General features: G+C 46.8%; 13 protein-coding genes and 1 riboswitch. Of the genes, 9 read left to right on the top strand and 4 right to left on the bottom strand.

Going from position 1 to position 15133, the window contains the following annotated elements:
• The first annotated feature begins 20 nt into the window (after positions 1-20).
• On the top strand, positions 21-416 hold the full coding sequence (locus G548_RS0110435; RefSeq protein ID WP_022794104.1) for a thiol-disulfide oxidoreductase DCC family protein: 396 nt from the start codon (positions 21-23) through the stop codon (positions 414-416).
• A gap of 47 nt (positions 417-463) precedes the next feature.
• Positions 464-571, top strand: a riboswitch (SAM riboswitch).
• 151 nt (positions 572-722) lie between these two features.
• On the top strand, positions 723-1937 hold the full coding sequence (gene metK / locus G548_RS0110430; RefSeq protein ID WP_022794103.1) for a methionine adenosyltransferase: 1215 nt from the start codon (positions 723-725) through the stop codon (positions 1935-1937).
• A gap of 56 nt (positions 1938-1993) precedes the next feature.
• On the opposite strand, the gene putP is transcribed toward metK, so the two are convergent.
• On the bottom strand, positions 1994-3475 hold the full coding sequence (gene putP, locus G548_RS0110425) for a sodium/proline symporter PutP (RefSeq protein WP_022794102.1): 1482 nt from the start codon (positions 3473-3475) through the stop codon (positions 1994-1996).
• Positions 3476-3839: 364 nt separating this feature from the next.
• On the opposite strand from putP, the gene G548_RS0110415 reads away from it, so the two are divergent.
• The 5 genes from G548_RS0110415 (at position 3840) to G548_RS0110395 (ending at position 10377) form a co-directional block, all read left to right on the top strand.
• A complete protein-coding gene (locus G548_RS0110415) occupies positions 3840-5243 on the top strand; it encodes a sigma-54 interaction domain-containing protein (protein WP_022794100.1) in 1404 nt (467 codons plus the stop codon).
• A gap of 148 nt (positions 5244-5391) precedes the next feature.
• Complete coding sequence (locus tag G548_RS0110410; protein WP_022794099.1) at positions 5392-6300, top strand: proline dehydrogenase family protein; 909 nt, start codon at positions 5392-5394, stop codon at positions 6298-6300.
• 142 nt (positions 6301-6442) lie between these two features.
• Entirely contained in the window at positions 6443-7378 is a 936-nt protein-coding gene (locus G548_RS0110405; RefSeq protein WP_027847337.1) for a DMT family transporter, read from the top strand.
• 98 nt (positions 7379-7476) lie between these two features.
• Complete coding sequence (locus tag G548_RS0110400; protein ID WP_022794097.1) at positions 7477-9297, top strand: UbiD family decarboxylase; 1821 nt, start codon at positions 7477-7479, stop codon at positions 9295-9297.
• A 96-nt stretch (positions 9298-9393) separates the two neighbouring features.
• Positions 9394-10377, top strand: coding sequence for an aldo/keto reductase (locus tag G548_RS0110395; RefSeq protein ID WP_022794096.1), 984 nt, complete (start codon positions 9394-9396; stop codon positions 10375-10377).
• Positions 10378-10436: 59 nt separating this feature from the next.
• Here the strand turns inward: G548_RS0110395 and G548_RS18800 are convergent, their stop codons facing one another.
• Positions 10437-10883, bottom strand: a complete 447-nt coding sequence (locus G548_RS18800) for a DCC1-like thiol-disulfide oxidoreductase family protein (RefSeq protein WP_169435242.1) — start codon at positions 10881-10883, stop codon at positions 10437-10439.
• Between the two features lie 237 nt (positions 10884-11120).
• Here G548_RS18800 and G548_RS0110380 point away from each other — a divergent pair, with 237 nt between their 5' ends.
• Together G548_RS0110380 and G548_RS17900 are read left to right on the top strand one after the other, a co-directional pair.
• Positions 11121-11573, top strand: a complete 453-nt coding sequence (locus G548_RS0110380; RefSeq protein WP_022794093.1) for a universal stress protein — start codon at positions 11121-11123, stop codon at positions 11571-11573.
• Positions 11574-11706: 133 nt separating this feature from the next.
• Positions 11707-13143 (top strand): DUF2254 domain-containing protein, encoded by a 1437-nt coding sequence (locus G548_RS17900; protein WP_022794092.1) that lies wholly within the window; start codon positions 11707-11709, stop codon positions 13141-13143.
• 112 nt (positions 13144-13255) lie between these two features.
• Here G548_RS17900 and thpD read toward each other — a convergent pair whose 3' ends face one another.
• On the bottom strand, positions 13256-14191 hold the full coding sequence (thpD, locus tag G548_RS0110370; RefSeq protein ID WP_022794091.1) for an ectoine hydroxylase: 936 nt from the start codon (positions 14189-14191) through the stop codon (positions 13256-13258).
• Between the two features lie 406 nt (positions 14192-14597).
• A complete protein-coding gene (locus G548_RS0110365; protein ID WP_022794090.1) occupies positions 14598-15032 on the bottom strand; it encodes a universal stress protein in 435 nt (144 codons plus the stop codon).
• Positions 15033-15133: the final 101 nt, after the last annotated feature.

Raw genomic sequence — 15133 nt, 5'->3', positions numbered from 1 at the left:
AGCAATGAAAGGGGAAAACTATGGAACAACAATCGGAATTTATTGTGTTTTATGATAGTGACTGTCCGTTATGCACCAGGTTCCATACTTATCTTTCAGCGATGGATAAAACGAACAGGGTGAGTTGGAAGCCTATATATGATGAGGACTTGTTTGAAAAGTATCCTATGCTTAAGGGAGAGCCGCTTGAAGAGCAGATGCACAGTGTGGAAGATAATACGTACGTATATGCCGGATATTTTACAGTGAAAAAATTGTGCTATACTATTCCGGCATTAAAGCCGTTAAAGGCCGTATTTTTACTGCCAGGAGTAGAAACGCTCGGCCGGAAGCTGTACCATACAGTGTCTACAAACCGGTACCAGTGGTTTCATTTCCTTTGCGATGATAAAACGTGCCAGCGGGAAGGGCACTAGGTTTGACATCAAATAGGGTTTGCGTTAAGATTTTGTACGAACGGATACTCTTATCCTGAGCAGGTGGAGGGACAGTCCCTGAGAAGCCCAGCAACCATCCGGGAACGGAAAGGTGCTAACCTGGAGAGGCACACAGATGCCTTGAAAGATAAGAGGCGAAAAAGCTGAACTGACAGCCCCTTTTCCCTCAATTTTTTGGGACAAGGGGTTTTTCTTGTACACAACGGCCTACTGCCGTTTTCTTTTCGTCTACCCCGAGAATGGGAGAGTACACCCGTAGCAGGCAGTTAAAAAGGAGGCAGCAGCGTGTCTACAATTGGACGACGTTTATTTACGTCGGAATCTGTTACAGAAGGGCATCCGGACAAGGTATGTGATCAGATATCCGACGCGATTTTGGATGCAATTTTAAAGGATGACCCGAATGCCAGGGTGGCAGCAGAAACAGTGGTGAACACTGGTCTCGTGTTAGTGGCAGGAGAGATATCGACATCTACATACGTGGATATTCCTAAGATTGCCCGGGAAACTTTGAAGGATATTGGTTATACAAGAGCAAAATACGGCTTTGATTACGAAACGTGCTCGGTTTTGACTTCTATAGATGAACAATCGGCCGACATTGCCCAGGGCGTTGATGAGGCGCTTGAAACCCGTGAAGGTTCCATGACTGAAGATGAACTGGAATCGATCGGAGCGGGGGACCAGGGCTTAATGTTTGGGTATGCAGATAATGAAACCGACGAACTCATGCCTCTGCCGATCTCGCTTGCGCACAAGCTGGCACGCCAGCTGACGAAAGTCCGCAAAGACGGTAATCTTTCTTATCTGCGTCCGGATGGAAAAACGCAGGTTACAGTGGAATACGGAGACGACGGAAAGCCGCTCCGGGTGGAAACAATTGTTATTTCCACTCAGCATTCGGACGACGTGACGCTTGCACAGATTGAAGAGGATATGCATAAATACGTTATCGAGCCGGTAGTGCCAGCAGAGCTTCTCGATGCTAAAACCAACTACTTCATAAATCCGACCGGCCGCTTTGTTATTGGCGGGCCACAGGGAGACGCAGGGCTTACAGGAAGAAAAATCATCGTTGATACGTACGGAGGCTATGCCCGTCACGGCGGTGGTGCGTTTTCCGGTAAAGACCCGACAAAAGTTGACCGTTCCGCATCGTATGCAGCCCGGTATGTAGCGAAAAATATTATTGCAGCAGGACTTGCAGATAAATGCGAGGTTCAGCTTGCCTACGCGATCGGAGTAGCTCAGCCGGTCTCTATTTCGATCGCCACATTCGGTACTGGAAAAGTATCAGAAGAGGTGCTCGTAAAGCTTGCCAATGAAAACTTTGACCTTCGGCCGGCCGGGATCATCAAGATGCTTAATCTCCGGCAGCCGATTTACAGACAGACAGCTGCTTACGGTCATTTTGGCCGTCATGATGTTGATCTGCCCTGGGAGCGTACGGATAAAGCAGCAGCGCTTCAGGAACAGGCATTCACCGAAAAACAACAGTAAATATAAAAATAACCCGCTCCTGTTTAATCCAGGAAGCGGGTATTTTTATATTTTGCTCAGTTTTTCTCTGTGTATGTGCCCACAGAGTCAAATTCGGTTTTAATTTTGTCTGAAGGCTTCGGTCCGAGCAGGCTGACGACAATAATGATTAAGACGTTGATGAAGAAGCCGGGTACTATTTCGTAAAGGTCAAACAACCCTCCGGTAAGCTGGACCCAGATGATTACAGTGGCGCCGCCGGCGATCATCCCGGCAAGTACACCCCACATGCTCGTACGGCGCCAGAATAAGGAGAAAAGCATCGCAGGCCCGAATACTGCACCAAAACCGGCCCAGGCATAGCTCACGAGTTCAAGCACCGTGCTTCCCGGGTTGGAGGCGAGCAGCAGTGCGACGAGGGCGATGACGATAACGCCAATCCGGCCGACCCAGACGAGCTCGCGGTCCGAAGCTTTGGGGCGAAGCATCCCTTTGTAAAAGTCTTCCGCAAGAGCACTTGAGGATACAAGCAGCTGAGAGTCTACTGTACTCATAATAGCAGCCAGAATCGCTGCGAGAAGAACCCCGGATACCCAGGGATTAAACAGTACCTGGGTAAACAGAATAAAGACCGTTTCCTGGTTTCCTTCTCCGAGCTGAGCATTCCCTGAGAAATAAGCAATACCGATAAATCCTGTGAAAATAGCGCCGAGAAGAGAAATAACCATCCAGCTCATACCTACAAGCCGTGCCATCGGAATTTCTTTTTCGGAACGTATCGCCATAAACCTCGTAATGATATGCGGCTGGCCGAAGTAGCCGAGCCCCCAGGCAAGCAGGGAAACGATAGAAATAACGCTCACATTCGTAAAGGCACTTAACGCGTCCGGATTAATGGATGATACGGTCTGAACAGAATTTCCCCATCCGCCAATTTCTATAACGGCAGCGATCGGCACGGCAACGAGTGCCAGAAACATCAGAATGCCCTGAATAAAGTCGGTCCAGCTGACAGCCATAAATCCGCCGAGGAATGTATAGGTAATAATAACAGCACCGCCGATCCAAAGGGCCGCCTGATAGGAAAGGCCGAAGGAACTGACAAACAGGGTGGCTCCCCCGACCAGACCGGAGGATGTATAAAAGGTAAAGAAAATAAGTATAAATAATGCCGAAACGATACGAAGTGCTTTTGTTTTATCGTGGAAGCGGTTTTCAAGAAAATCGGGTATCGTAATGGAGTCGTTGGCGATGATGGTATACCTGCGCAGTCTTCTCGCCTGAAACTGCCAGTTTAAATATGCTCCAATGGTGAGACCGATAGGCAGCCAAATTTCACTCATTCCGCCCAGGTACATGGCTCCGGGCAGGCCGAGCAGAAGCCAGCTGCTCATGTCAGATGCGCCGGCACTGAGTGCGGCTACGGGGCCATTTAATTTTCGTCCGCCTAAAACGTAATCCGAAAGGTTGTTGGTCAGCTTGTAGAATAAAAAACCAATGCCAAGCATTACAACAAGGTAAACGATAAAGGTTACAATTGTCGGTATGGAAATATCCATTTAGGTGGTCTCCTTTTTTGATTTAACATAACTGATCGCTGCTAAAACTACAGTAATCGGCATGGGTATTAATATCAGCAGCCATGTGAATAGTGTTATTCCTTCCATTCAGTACACCTCCCCTTGAATGTACTTTTATATGTTGCAAGAATAGTGCCAATATTCTTAACTTCAACGAGCCTGAATAAAACCGGCGGAGACGTCCATTATAATTGAATAATCTATTGTATAGAAGCATAATTAGAAAAATTAAGGGGTTAAAGGTGCAAAATTTTGCACTCCTAAGTTTTGGGATTTTGCGTACGTAGCCTCCGCACTTCATGATAAAATCAGAGCAAGAATAAATTATAAAGAGGGTGGGTCCATGGTATATCAAGGTACGAATTCGTTATCCTATCCTGAGCTGAACGATGTGTTTGATCATTTAATGGTAAAAATGGATCAGGGAATCCGTGTGATTGATGCAGATGAAAACCTGATTATTTATAACGACAAAATGCGTGAAATTGAGTCCATGACGTATGAAGATTTTGACAACAAAGGTATGATGGATGTTTTTCTTTTCGAGCATGAACGGGACAGCAGACTGCTCCAGGCTATCAAGCAGGGAGTAGAAACGAGGGAAAAAAAGCAGCATTATACAAACAGCCGTGGAAAAAACATCACGACTATTAATGAAATTTTTCCGATTTATTCGGGGGGGCGGATTGTCGCAGCAGCCGAAATCGCAAAAGATGTCACCCGTATGGAGAAGCTGGTCCGGGAAAACCAGAAAAAAACCGGCAGCGGGCTTTTCACATTTGATCAGATTATCGGGCATTCTGCTGAAATCACGGGTGTGGTGCAGAACGCGAAGCGGGCAACGAGAACGTCATCATCGGTATTAATTGTAGGAGAGACCGGCACAGGAAAGGAATTGTTTGCCCAGAGCATCCACAGTGAAAGCGAGCGGGCCGGGCAGCCGTTTGTATCACAGAACTGTGCCGCGCTTCCGGAAACGCTTATTGAAGGTATTTTATTTGGCACCGTAAAAGGGGCGTTTACAGGGGCATCCGAACGGGCTGGATTATTTGAAAAAGCAGAAGGCGGAACGCTTCTGCTCGATGAAATTAATTCGCTGCCGGTGGCGCTGCAGGCAAAGCTTCTGCGTGTCCTGCAGGAAAAAAAGGTGACCCGTTTAGGCTCGCACAAAGAGCAGTCCATTAATGTCCGCATTATTGCCACGATGAACAAAGAGCCGGCAGAGGCTATTCAAAACAACGAGCTGCGTGAGGATCTTTTTTACCGTATTGGTGTCGTTACGTTGTATGTCCCATCGCTCCGGGAAAGGAAAACAGATATTGAGCCGCTGGTGGAAACTTTTCTGGAGAAGTACAACCGGGTTTTTCAAATGGATGTGAATCGCGTCTCCCCGGCGGTGAAAACGAGGCTTGAGGCCTATCACTGGCCCGGAAATATCCGGGAGCTTGAACACGTCATCGAAGGAGCGATGAATTTGATGCTTGATGAAGAAGTGATCGAAGAAAGCCACCTGCCGGATCACTTTCGCAAACGTACCGATATCCTGGAAACTGGAGAAATAGAGAAAAGCGGTCCGGCCGGGGCGGAAAGCCACGATGGAAATTTAAAGGAACGTCTGCTTGAAATGGAATTTGCTTTAATTAAAGAAGCACTGCACCAAAGCGAAGGCAACGTAATGCAGGCAGCCAAAGAGCTTGGCATCAGCCGGCAGAGTCTGCAGTACCGGATGAGTAAATTTCATTTATAATTTTTTGCATATATCGCAAAATTTCTTGCGGTTCTGACAAACGTGCTCTTTCTTTTTGCGGAAAACCCTGCACACGCCAAGACATACATGTTGGCACGTATTTTGCAACAGTGTAGGGCAGTACTGAAAAGATCAGGAGGGTGCACCTATGACAATTTCACGTTCGTTTTTTATCTTTCTTTCCCAAAATAAGACGCTGACAAAGGGCGCTAAAAAGTGGGGCATTCACCTCGGAGCTTCAAAAGTAGTGGCTGGAGAAAATATTGATGAAGCATTAACAACCATTCAGTCGATGAATGAGCAGGGCCTGATGGCAACTATTGACCACCTTGGTGAATTTATAACAGAAAAATCAGAGGTGGAAGAAGCCAAGCAGAAAACGATCGAAATTATTGAGAGCGTCTATGCGAAAAACGTACAGTCAGAGCTGACAGTGAAATTAACGAAGCTTGGTCTTGATATAGATACAGACTATTGCATCGAAAATATGAAGGAAATCCTGCAGGCAGCCAAAGAAAAGCAAAATTTCGTAAACATCGACATGGAAGACTATTCCCGTTATGAGAAGACGCTGAATGTACTGAAAACGCTCCGAAAGGAATATGATAATGTAGGCACCGTCCTCCAGGGATATTTACGGCGGGGCCTCGAGGATCTCGACAGCCTCGCAGAAGTGCCTCTCCGGATTGTAAAAGGGGCCTATCAGGAAAAGGAAGAGGTTGCTTTTAAAGACAAGCATGACATTGATGCCAATTATTTTCTGATGATTCAAAAACATTTACAGCAGGAAGGCTTTACAGCCATCGGCACCCATGATCATCGTATTATTAACGCGGTTAAGCTGTTTGTGGAAGATCAGGGAATAGATTATGACACATTTGAATTTCAAATGCTGTATGGCTTCCGGACAGAGCTGCAGCTGCAGCTGGTGCAGGAAGGCTACAATGTCAGGATCTATGTGCCCTTTGGTAAAGAATGGTACGGGTATTTTATGAGAAGACTGGCGGAACGCCCGCAGAACCTCGTATCAGTGGCTAAAGGGATGATTACCAAATAAAAAGATGCGCCGCTCCCGAAACGGAGCGGCGTTTTGATTTTCAGGCAGGCAGAAAACCTTGAAGCAACAGTTTAATCAGGCAGTGCTTTTTGCGTATAATGGAAGTGAGACGCAGCTGAAACTGGCAATAGAAAGGACGCCGATGATGCAGACAATACAAAAACGACGGCTGGCAGGCTTTTTACTGGTCATAAGTGGAGCCTCCCTCTGGGGTATTGGAGGAACAGTATCGCAGTATATTTTTGAAACCTACCGCCTGCCTGTGGAGTGGCTGGTGGCTGTCAGGCTGCTTCTTTCCGGAATTCTTCTGTTAACTATTTCTTTAATGCTTGGAAATAAAGAAAAAGTAACCGGGGTCTGGAAGCAGAAAAAAAGCGCGGGGGCAGTGCTTATATTTGGGTTGTTCGGCATGCTCGCCGTTCAGTATACATATATGGCTTCCATTGAAAGCGGAAACGCAGCCGTGGCTACGCTGCTGCAATATTTGGCACCGGTATTCATTCTTGCGTACCTGCTTGCTGTCCGGCATACATACTGGAATATACGGGACACCGGCGCTGTGCTAATGGGACTTGCCGGCACGTTTCTGCTGCTCACAAACGGGGAGCTGTCCGGATTATCCGTGCCAACGGAAGCGGTAGTCTGGGGTCTTCTTTCCGGGGCCGCGCTTGCCTTCTATACTCTGTACGCAGGACCTCTTTTAGCAGCGTGGGGGTCTATGAATGTAATCGGATGGGCGATGACGGTCGGAGGAGCAGCTGTAAGCTTTTTGCATGCCCCGTGGGACATTGCATGGGAGAGCTGGACATGGAGCGTGGCCGGGAGCGTAATTTTTGTCGTTATTTTCGGTACCATGATTGCTTTTTGGTTTTACCTGGAAAGCCTGAAATATTTAAAGCCGCAGGAAACAAGCATCTTAGGGTGTCTGGAGCCTCTGTCTGCTATTTTGGCTTCGGTATGGTGGCTGCACGTTCCGTTTGGACTCTACCAGAGCGTGGGTGCCTGTCTGATACTTGCCATGGTCGTTTATTTGTCACTGCCGCAAAAGCAGCAGGCAAAAAAGCCTGCACCGGCGTAAAAATGGGCTCAAAAGGTAAATAAACACAGCGGTAAAGGAAAATATACTAAAATAAGTATAGAAAGTGAAATACTATTTGGAAGGATGAAGCGCTGCATATGTATCAAAACCTCAACGAATGCGTAGAAGATCTTGAAAAGCACGGCCATTTAGTACGAATCAAAGAAGAGGTCGACCCCTATTTGGAAATGGCTTCCATACATTTAAGGATCTATGAACAGGAAGGGCCGGCGATTTTATTTGAAAATGTAAAAGGAAGTCCGTTCCAGGCCGTTTCTAATTTATTTGGCACTGTCGAACGCAGCAAATTCATTTTCCGGAAAAACTGGAAGCAGGTGCAAAATGTTATTGCGATGAGAAATGATCCGGTGCAGGCGCTGAAGCATCCAATTCGTAATATGACGAGCGGCCTGACGGCAGTAAAAGCGCTTCCGAAGAAAAAGAAAGGCGGCACGGAAAATTTTCGGGAGGTAAGCATCAGCGATCTGCCGATGATCCAGCACTGGCCCCGGGATGGCGGCGCCTTTCTCACTCTTCCACAGGTTTATACAGAGGATCCGGAAAAATCGGGGCCGATGAATGCCAACCTTGGCATGTACCGGGTACAGCTTAGCGGTAATGAATTTATACAGGATGAAGAAGTGGGGCTGCATTACCAGATTCAACGGGGCATTGGTGTACATCAGGCGAAGGCCGTAGCTAAGGGAGAGCCTTTGAAGGTTAGTATTTTTCTCGGCGGGCCTCCGGCACACACTATTTCAGCCGTGATGCCTCTTCCGGAAGGGCTGAGCGAGATGATGTTTGCCGGCATGCTGGCCGGGCGTCGTTTTCAGTACAGCTATGAAGATGGCTACTGCATTAATCATGACGCTGATTTTGTTATTACCGGTGAAATTTATCCGGAAGACACAAAGCCGGAAGGACCGTTTGGCGACCATCTGGGCTATTACAGCCTGACGCATGATTTTCCGGTCATGAAGGTTCATAAGGTATATGCCAGAGACAAAGCGATTCTGCCATTTACCGTAGTCGGCCGACCGCCGCAGGAGGATACATCATTTGGCGCGGTGATCCACGAAATGACAGGGGAAGCGATCAAGCAGGAGATTACCGGAGTTAAAGAAGTTCATGCTGTAGATGCTGCAGGAGTGCATCCGCTTCTGCTGGCCATTGGCAGCGAACGGTATACGCCGTTTCAAAGCGTGAAGCAGCCGGCAGAGCTTTTAACAATTGCTAATCGTATTCTTGGAACAGGGCAGTTAAGTCTGGCTAAATATTTATTTATTACAGCGGAACAGGAAACAGCACTCGATACGCATCAGGAGAAGGATTTTTTCACGTACATGCTTGAGCGGATCAATCTGCGCCGCGATCTTCACTTTCAGACCAAAACCACGATCGATACGCTTGATTACAGCGGGGAAGGACTGAATGAGGGAAGCAAGGTAGTTATCGCGGCTTATGGAGACGTGAAGAGGAGTCTTTGTCAACGCGTACCGGACAGCTTCCCGGCTGACAGTTTGATGCATTCGCCCAAGCTTGTAATGCCGGGCGTAATAGCGGTGGAAGCATCAGAATTTTCCAGTTACAGGCAGGCGGCTGAAGAAATATCTGCTTTCGCTGAACGTCTCGATGAGCAGTGGGACATCAAAGAAACCCCAATGATTATCATCTGTGATGACAGCGACTTTGTTAGTGAGACGATGCGCAATTTCCTCTGGGCCGTTTTTACACGCAGCAATCCTTCCCACGATATTCACGGAGTGAACAGCTTTTATGAAAACAAGCACTGGGGATGCGACAGCATGATCATCGATGCCCGTATCAAGCCTCACCATGCTCCGCCGCTGATCCCGGATGAAAATGTGGAGCACCGGGTGGACGATCTTATGGAACGGTCTGGCTTAAGGGAAAAATAGTTTACCGAAAATGTTTAAAGTGGTACAAAAGCGTGAACAGAAAGACACCTGTTTGAAAAAGCAGAGTCATTCATCCAGAAAGGACGAATCCCTGTAATGGAAAAACGACAGCTTGGCAACAGTGACCTGCATGTCTCCCCTATTGGCCTGGGATGTATGGGAATGTCCGCTTTTTATGGAAAATTAGACGATGAAGAGTCGAAGAAAACGATACACACAGCACTTGACCACGGTATTAATTTTCTCGATACGGCTGATATGTACGGCCCGATGACTAATGAACGGCTGGTTGGTGAAGCGATTCAAAACCGTCGGGAGGAAGTAGTGCTTGCTACAAAATTCGGGAATGTGTACAGCAATAAAGGTGAACTTACAGGAGGAGTAAACGGGCGGCCGGAGTATGTAAAGCAGGCATGCGATGCGAGCCTGAAGCGGCTCGGCATTGATACTATTGACTTGTATTACCAGCACCGGGTGGATCCGGATGTGCCAATTGAAGAAACCGTAGGTGCGATGAAGGAACTCGTGGATGCCGGAAAAGTCCGGTATTTGGGCTTGTCAGAGGCAGCAACGGAAACGATTCGAAGAGCTCACGCTACGCATCCGATTACGGCTCTGCAGACAGAATATTCGTTATGGAGCCGGGATGTGGAGGATGAAATTCTGCCGCTTTGCAGAGACCTTGGAGTTTCATTTGTGGCTTACAGCCCACTGGGGCGAGGATTTTTAACCGGACAGATCAAGCAGTTTGAGGATCTGGAGGAAGATGATTTCCGCCGTTTTTCTCCAAGGTTTCAGGGAGAAAACTTCAACAAAAATCTTGAGCTCGTGGATAAAATGAAGGAATTAGCTGAAGAAAAAGAATGTACAGCCTCCCAGCTGGCCCTGGCCTGGTTGAGAGAGCAGGGCGTGGTACCGATCCCCGGGACGAAACGGCGTACGTACCTGGAAGAAAATATTAATAGTCTGCAGGTTAAGCTTACAGGAGCCGATATGAAAGCAATTGATGATATTGCTCCTAAAGGCGCTGCTGCAGGCATGCGGTATCATGAAGAAGGAATGAAAACGGTGAACCGGTAATAAAAAAAGCTCAGTCCTCCAGATACAACTGGAAGGCTGGGCTTTCTGTCTTCGGGATGCTAACTATTCTTAAAAGAGATATGCTTTAGGCGGCTTTTTGAAATCACGTTATACAGCGGCACTCCAATATAATCAGCGTACGGGAAATAGAGAAGCACAGCGGGAAGAAAACTGAGCGGAATAGCAAGCAGCAGCCGGCGGAGGGCATAAAAGCCATGCAGCACTACTCCTTCATTTGTGTACATATGCAGCTCGTGCGCGGCGTTTCTTGAGGTTAGATATGGGTAGTCTTTCAGACGGGACCGAGCTTCCTGGATGGGAACCCACTGGCAGCGGCGGTACAGATCGAAAAATTTAAAAATACATACGGCTGCACGGCAGGGCGGGCAGTATTTGTCGAAAAATAAGTAATGGATAAAGCATCTGTCCTTTGAAAGAATTTCAAACACATTAATTTGTGAACGTTTAATACGTATATTGTACGGGTATTTTCCTAGTAACGCCATAAAAACAAAAACGTCCGGGTGTGGCAGGGCGACAATTTCATATGCGGCGGAAATGAATGGATATAAAAGCCAGAACATAAGCCAGAAAAAGGATGATCGTTCTTTTTCTGGCTTTTTATATTTTTTAGATGAAAAGCAGGTGCAAACGACGAAACACAAAGCAGAAACAGGCTATTTTGCGAAGGTTCAAGCAGAAAGCTGAAACAAGTAATTTAAAACAAGAAAGGAAAGATGAAATTGGCACAAATTAATCGTATACTCGTAGGAGTAGAAGCTCTCGAAGGCGCCTCCCATGATGCATTTTATAAAGCAAAGGAACTGGCAGAGGAAAACAACGCTACGTTGATCATTGCATTTGTTATGGACAAAAATGGCTACGCTTCCCTGGAGCGTATGGATCCACATGGTTTCGGAAGATTGAAAAACCAGGCGCAATCACGTTTGAAAGCCTATAAAGAAATGGCAGAAGAGAATGGGGTCAAAGACGTAGAAACCGTTCTCGAGGTAGGAATTCCGAAAAAGGAAATGGAAAATCTGTGTGAGAAATATAATGTCGACATGATCGTCGTCGGTGAAACCGGCACTACTAAAGTAGACCGGCTGTTTCTCGGCAATACAGCTAAAGCCATTCAGAAGAAAGCAAAATGCGACGTAAAGGTCGTATCAACCAAAGAAGCAGTAAAAGAATAAACGCTAACAGTCAAAGCAGCATACCTGTTTCAGAGCCTTCTGCCCGCTCACGCGGAGGAAGGCTTCATGCATGGGAATAACTCCATAGCGGTGATGCTGTCCACAGATTAAAGTAATAGAAAAGGTGAACGAATTGAAATATTCTTTACAGCAGCTGATGCCTAAAAAATTACGGCAGATTAAAAGCATGTCCTCGAGACAGCGCTGGTACGAACTCCGTTCGAGTCTTTGGGTGCTACCGGCCATTTACATCATTTTGGCTGTACTTTTAGCCATTGGCGCATACTACGTGGAATTCGGGCTCGAGCCTGCATTCGCTATGGCGCCGATTCTATCAACAGGTTATTCATTAACCCAGACAATGTACAGTACACTGCTCTCGGGTGTACTCACGTTAAACGCTTTTACGTTCAACTCAATTCTCGTTGTTTTGACGAGCTTTTCCGGCCAGTTTACGCCGCGGGTTTTGTTCAACTTTATCTCAGACCGCAGAACCCAGCATTCCATCGGCATCTTTAACCTGTGTTTCTTTTTCCTGCTGATCGGGTTTTTCTTTTTGAATTCCTCGATGGAGCAGTATACGGTATTTCCTGTACTCGGCGTATTAGCAACAGCCGTTTCAGTGATAAACTTTATTTTGTTTATCAATCATGCAACGAAATGGATGCAGGTGCCAAGTATTACGACGAACATGAAAGAGGAATCGCAGCAGCGCATTCTTAACACGCTGCTTTATGATCTCGAAGCTCACCGCGCTAAAGATAAAAGCGAGGTGCGTGAGCCGGAGACAGAAGGAGAGCCAAATGTTGTCGCAAGTGAAACGACCGGCTTTATCCAGGTGATTGATTTTGGAAAAATCGTAAAAGAAGCAGCCAAAGACGGTATTGTAGTACGGCTGGATCGCCGGATTGGGGATTTTGTGCTTGAAGGCATTCCTATTTTTTCTTATTGGAAGACAAATGAAGAGCCGGACCTGCCGGTGAACGAAAAAAAGTATCGTAACTTTATGTATCTTGGGAAAAGCAAAACGGAAGTGCAGGATATTGAATTCGGGATCCGGAAATTAACCGAAATTGCGATCAAAGCACTTGGAAACGATGAACCAATGACAGCACAGGATGCTATCTATCAGTTAACGGACCTCGTGTTTTCTATTTCCAAGGTAACTCGCTTTACATCGTATTTAACCGACGATAACGATACGCTCCGGTTGATTATGAAAGATGAGCAGTTTTCTTATTATGTCTATTCCGCATTTACCTACATCGCTTCTTATGCAGAAGAAAAGCCCGGCGTAACTTTGACGCTTCTTGAAGCGTTGGTTATTTTGTCAAAAGCGCTGGAAACGAAGGATAAAAACTGCTGCTGGCATTACGGTAAAAGCATTGCCCGTAATTATGCCGGAAAACTTCCGCAGGATTATGATCAGGTCACGTTTATGAACCATTTGGAGCACCTTTCAGGCTCGGTGAACGATAAAGATAAATTTTACGAAATGCTTGATGATTTTGTAGAAAAAGATTTACTGGAAAAGAAATTGGTAGATCGCAGAAAACAAGAAAAGGGGTAAAATGAAACCGATCCATCATCAAAAATGACTGGATCGGTTTTTTGTATACTATAAATGTTTCAAAGGCGCATAAAAAACCGGACCGCAAATGCGGTCCGGGAAGGTTTAAAGATTACTTAAAGGATTTTGTGCCTTCTGTAAGGGCTTCGGATGTTGGTTCGATAGCGGAAGTATCCTGGCGGTTGGCCAGAAATTCCGGGCGCGGCTCCTGGCCGCTGAACGGATCCACGAGCTTGTTTTCCACCGAGTTGAACACGAAGAACACGTTGCTGCGCGGGTACGGCGAGATGTTGCCGGCCGAGCCGTGCATCGTGTTGCAGTCAAAGAAGAGCACCGAGCCCGCCGGGCCAGTCGCGCGGTCAATCTGGCCGCCGGCCTGCTCCGTGAGCCATTCCATGCTTTCGTTGTCCGGCACGCCGGTCTCCTGCTTTTTCAGCGACTGCTTGAAGTTGTCCTCCGGCGTGGTGCCCGGGCAGGACACGTACCATTTCTGCGAGCCGGGGATCAGCATGAGCGGGCCGTTGAACTCGTAGTTGTCCGTCAAAATGATCGAGCAGCTGAGCGCACGCATGTCTGGCATGCCGTCCTCCATGTGCCAGGTTTCAAAATCCGAATGCCAGTAGAACTCCTTACCTTTAAAGCCTGGCTTAAAGTTTATCCGGGACTGCATCATATACACCTGGCTGCCGAGAATCTGCTGGGCGGCTTTCACAATGCGTTCGTTTTTGGCGAGCATTTCAAAGAACCCGCTGTCCTTGTGGATTTCGAAGACGGAGCGGACTTCGTTGCTGTTTGGCTCCTTGATCACGTCGGGCGCGTCGCGCTCCTCGTTGCGCTTCATCGTTTCGTGGAGCTCCTTTTTCATCATTTCGACTTCCTCATCGGTAAACAGCTTCTGGAGCATGAGGTAGCCGTTCTCATCGTAAAAGTCCAGCTCTTCTTTCTGCAGCGGGCCGTCAAAATCGGAGCCGCCGTGTACAACAGGGCCCTTCCGGTCCATGATTTCCTTATGATCGCCTTGCCTGGATGGATACTTATCAATTGCCATTTTCGAGTCCTCCTAAAAATTTTTTAAAATAAAAGAATGAGTGCGGGCTAGAGGCTCCCGCTTTAAAGTAGGTGTAGAAAAGACGGTTCTTTTTGTGCACCGGCTGCATGCCTAGTTGCATGTAGAACATAAGGTAAAAATAATGCACAGCGAAAACAAAAGAACAATAAGCCCGGGAGAGGAGTAAATCGGCTTTTGCACGCAAAAAAGCCAGAAAAGAGACAGGTCTTTTCTGGCTTATGTTTTAGGCGCTATTGTCCAAACATTTCCACCATGCATATATTTTTTTGTCCCTCAAATAAGTGGGAACACTTAAATAGTTCCCGCTCATAAAAGGAATAAACATAAATTTTCAAAAAAAAGCAGCCGGCAAAAATTGCTGGCTGCCTTTTAAAGCTTTTAATTTTTAAGAACGGACCACCATGACACTGCACGGTGCCGTTTTTGCAATGTGTTCGGATACACTGCCCATAAATATTTTTTCTACGGCGTTTAATCCGGTCGCGCCGGTGATTATTAAATCCACATGATACTTCGGGACAATATCACGGATAATTTTCGTTTTGGGAGAGCCGTATACAAGTTCTACCGTGACATCTGTAATGCCCGCTTCTTCTGCCTGTTTTTTATACTTTGCGAGCAGTTCATTGGCATCCTCCTGTACTTTTTCAATAATAGAAGGAGCATAACTGCTCATCGGCTGATAGGCGTTTTTATTAATAACCCTGGCAATTATAAGCTGAGCTTCCTGAGCTTTAGCAATGGGGAGAGCGGTCTCAAAAGCATATTCAGCCTGTTCGGATCCGTCGACAGCGACTAATACCACGTTCATTGTGTGCATAGAACATCCTCCTAATATAGTGAATTAGCAGGGCTAACCTGCCTGAAACCTAGCGAGGAAAAGAGGAATAGGACAAATACAGATCGTTTTATGCAGCTCTT

This window comes from Marinococcus halotolerans DSM 16375 (assembly GCF_000420725.1).
Classification (GTDB): Bacteria; Bacillota; Bacilli; order Bacillales; family Marinococcaceae; genus Marinococcus; species Marinococcus halotolerans.
Note: the sequence above shows the minus strand (reverse complement) of the source record. Positions and strands in the feature narration are given on the sequence as shown.